Annotated in this window: 3 protein-coding genes; 2 read left to right on the top strand and 1 reads right to left on the bottom strand. The window is 66.3% G+C overall.

Annotated elements, in window-relative coordinates:
• Window positions 1-161 (bottom strand): transposase (locus ACK5IR_RS09730; RefSeq protein WP_416928338.1); only part of this gene is annotated, 161 nt, incomplete at its 3' end.
• A 229-nt stretch (window positions 162-390) separates the two neighbouring features.
• On the opposite strand from ACK5IR_RS09730, the gene ACK5IR_RS09735 reads away from it, so the two are divergent.
• On the top strand, window positions 391-2,703 hold the full coding sequence (locus ACK5IR_RS09735; protein ID WP_416928334.1) for a cache domain-containing protein: 2,313 nt from the start codon (window positions 391-393) through the stop codon (window positions 2,701-2,703).
• Window positions 2,700-3,383, top strand: a complete 684-nt coding sequence (locus ACK5IR_RS09740; RefSeq protein ID WP_416928336.1) for a response regulator transcription factor — start codon at window positions 2,700-2,702, stop codon at window positions 3,381-3,383. The genes ACK5IR_RS09735 and ACK5IR_RS09740 overlap by 4 nt, the downstream gene beginning before the upstream one ends.
• Window positions 3,384-3,475: the final 92 nt, after the last annotated feature.

Here is a 3,475-nt window from a genome sequence, read left to right on the forward strand (position 1 = left end):
TCAGGCAGTTCCCGCCATTGCGCCCCCGTCCGGACGATCCAGAGCACCGCCTCGACGAAAAGCCGCGGGTCGCGCCCGGTCTGGCCGGGGTCCGTGGGCTTGCCGAGGCAATGGGGTTCGATGATCGCCCACTGGGCGTCGTTCAGAACAAGACGGGTCAAGGCTGCTCTCCTCTGTTTGCAACCTTGAATCAGAACTCACACAAGTTGGGAATCCTGAACGTCAACAGACCCTAGCCGTCCGTCCCGATCCGCGCCAGAAAAAGCCGCTGTGGCCCCCCAGCCACGAAGAATCGCGGCATCGGCCGCGCCGTGGCTTGCCCAGAGGCCCCAAGATGAGCAAGACTTCGCCGACAGGCCGGGAGGGCACGGGCCAGGACATGAACGGACGATGAGAAACTCGCTTGCGGCTTTGCTGGCGCTCGGCCTGGCCGGACTGCAATTCGTTGCCGTCCTGGCGGTCGTGCTGTCCTCGTACCTGACCTCGGAACGGACGCTGCTCAATCATGCGCGGGCATTGCTGACCGAGGTGGGCGTCAACGCCACCGAGCATACCAAGGGCTTTCTCGATCCCGCCCGCAGCGCCGCGGAACTGGCCGCGCGGCTGGCCCAGCACCGGGTGGTGGCCAGCGACGATCCGGCGCTGCTGGAACAGTTCCTGTTCCAGCAATTGCGGGTGACGCCGAATTTCTCGGGGCTCTACTATGGCGACGAGCACGGCGTCTTCGTCTATATCATGCGCACCGAGATCCCGGGACGGTTCCGCTCGAAGATCATCCTGACCGCGCCCACGCGCTCGGTCGAACTGATCTGGCGCAACGAGGATTTCACCCCGTTCGAGCGCCGCATGGATCCCGAGGACCGCTTCGACCCGCGCAGCCGGCCCTGGTATCAGCGGGCGCTGGAAAAACGCGGCACGATCTGGACCGATCCCTATATCTTCTTCTCGGCCAAGGCTCCGGGAATCACCCTCGCCTCGCCGGTCTTTGCCTCCGACGGGTCGATTCGCGGCGTCGTCGGCGTCGATATCGAGATCAGCAGCATCTCGAACTTCATGTCCAAGCTGCGCATCGGCACCTCGGGCAAGGCGCTGATGATCAACCAGAACGGCGACGTGATCGCGCATCCGAACCAGGATCTGCTGAAGACCGAGAACAGCGACGGCTCGCTGCGCTTCACCCAGATCGACGAGCTGGAGGATCCGATCGCCCGCGCCGCCTTCGGCAGCAGCGGCCTGAATGTCGCCGATACCCGGACCCGGCGCGCGACCTTCTCGGAATTCACCTATGCCGATGCCGCCTATGTCGCCGCGGTGATGCCGGTGATCAGCACCGAACTGCCCTGGACCATCGCCGTCTATGCGCCCGAGGACGACTTCATCGGCGAGATCAAGAAGAACCGCGCCGCAAACATCTGGATCGCCGCCATGGTGGCGATCATCACCGGGCTGATCGGGCTGGCGCTGGCGAATTTCATCCACCGCCCGGTGCGCGCCTTCGCCGTGCGTTCGGCGCTGATCTCGCAGGGCGAGATCGACCCGTCCGAACCCCTGCCCAGGACCTATAGCGAACTGACCGAGGCCAATGCCTCGCAGGTGCGCCAGATCGTCGAGCGCAAGAAGACCGAGCGCGAATACGGCCTGACCTTCGACCGCTCGTCGCGCGGCATGGCGCAGTTCGCGCCGGAATGCGGCACCCTGCTGAAGGTGAACGAGGCCTTCTCGCAGATGACCGGCTATGGCGCGGCGGACCTGCTGGGGATGACCCTGTCCGACCTGATCCCGCCCGAGGATGCCGCGCTGTTCCGGCCCGACACGCCGCTGCAGGACGAATATCTCACCACCCACCGCGAGGCGCGGCTGCTGCGCAAGGATGGCGATGTCATCAACGTCACCGTGAACGCCATCCTGATCCGCGACCATAACGGCCAGCCGCTGCACGCGGTCGTGGCCTTCGACGACATCACCGAAAGCAAGGTGAAGGAGGGGCAGATCGCCCAGTTGAACCGCGACCTGTCGCATCTGGCGCGGGGCGAGACCATGGGCGAGCTGGCGGCAGGCCTGGCCCACGAGGTCAACCAGCCGCTCGCCGCCATCGCCCAGAACGCCGATACCGCGCTGCTGGTGCTGGATCGCGCCACCGACAGCCCGCCCGAACTGCGCGAGATCCTGGTCGAGATCGAGAAGCAATCCCTGCGCGCCGGCGAGATCATCCGGGCGCTGCGCGGCTTCATCCGCAAGGAAGAGGTCGCCGCCACCCCCTTCGACCTGGGCGAATTGCTGGACCAGACCCGCATCCTGGTCCAGCCCGAGGCGACCGAGGCCGGGGTCCTGATCAGCACCGAACTGCCGCCCCTGCCGCCGGTGGCGGCGAACCGGGTGCAGATCGCCCAGGTGCTGGTCAACCTGATGCGCAATGCCATCGAGGCCATCGCCCGCGCCCAGCCGGCGCTGCGGCAGGTCACGGTGGCGGCGGCGATGCGGCCGGATGGCCGGGTCGAGGTCTCGGTCAGCGATACCGGCCCCGGCGTCGATCCGGCGATCAGCCTGTTCACCAAGTTCGAGACCACCAAGTCCACCGGCATGGGGCTTGGCCTGTCGATCTGCCGCTCGCTGATCGAGGCGAATGGCGGCAGGCTGTGGCAGGACCGCAGCCATGCCGGCGGCGCCCGTTTCTGCTTTACCCTTCCGTTGCAGGCCGCATGATGAAGAACGAACCCGCTCCCTTGCGCAAGAACGAGGATCCCCCTGCGGGCGGCTGCGTCTATATCGTCGATGACGATGCCGACATCCGCTCGTCGCTGTCCCGGGCGCTCAGGGTGCGCGGCTTCACGGTGGAAAGCTTCGAATCGGCACGGCAATTCCTGGATCGCTACGACGGCAATCTCTTCGGCTGCCTGATCCTCGACCAGGGCCTGCCGGGCATGACCGGGCTGGAACTGCAACGGCATATGAACGCGCAGGGTCACGCCCTGCCGATCATCTTCATCACCGGCCATGGCGGCGTGCCGGAATCGGTCCAGGCGATCAAGGGCGGCGCCATCGATTTTCTGGAGAAGCCCTTCCGCCAGACCGAACTGATCGAGCGGATCCATGCCGCGCTGGAATCGGCCGAGCGGCTGATCGACAGCGAAAGCCGCAACCGCGACGCCCGGCAGAAGCTGGGCCGGCTGACTCCGCGCGAACGCGAGATCGTCGATTACATGCTGGCCAATCCGGCCGACCTGTCCAGCAAGGGCATCGCCCGGGCGCTGGACATCAGCCCGCGCACCGCCGACCACCACCGGGCGCGCATCCTGGAAAAGCTGGAAATCGGTTCCGTGCCCGAACTGATCGACCTGCTGCGGCGCCTGCCCGACCCGCCCGGCATGACCCGCGGCATCTGAGCACCGCCACGGCTGGAGGCGGGACCGGAAAAATCGACCGCCGGAACCTTCTTGGTGGGTTGCGGGTCCTGGCGGCCGCAGGATGGAATCAT

This window comes from Tropicimonas sp. (genome assembly GCF_047971885.1).
Classification (GTDB): Bacteria; Pseudomonadota; Alphaproteobacteria; order Rhodobacterales; family Rhodobacteraceae; genus Tropicimonas.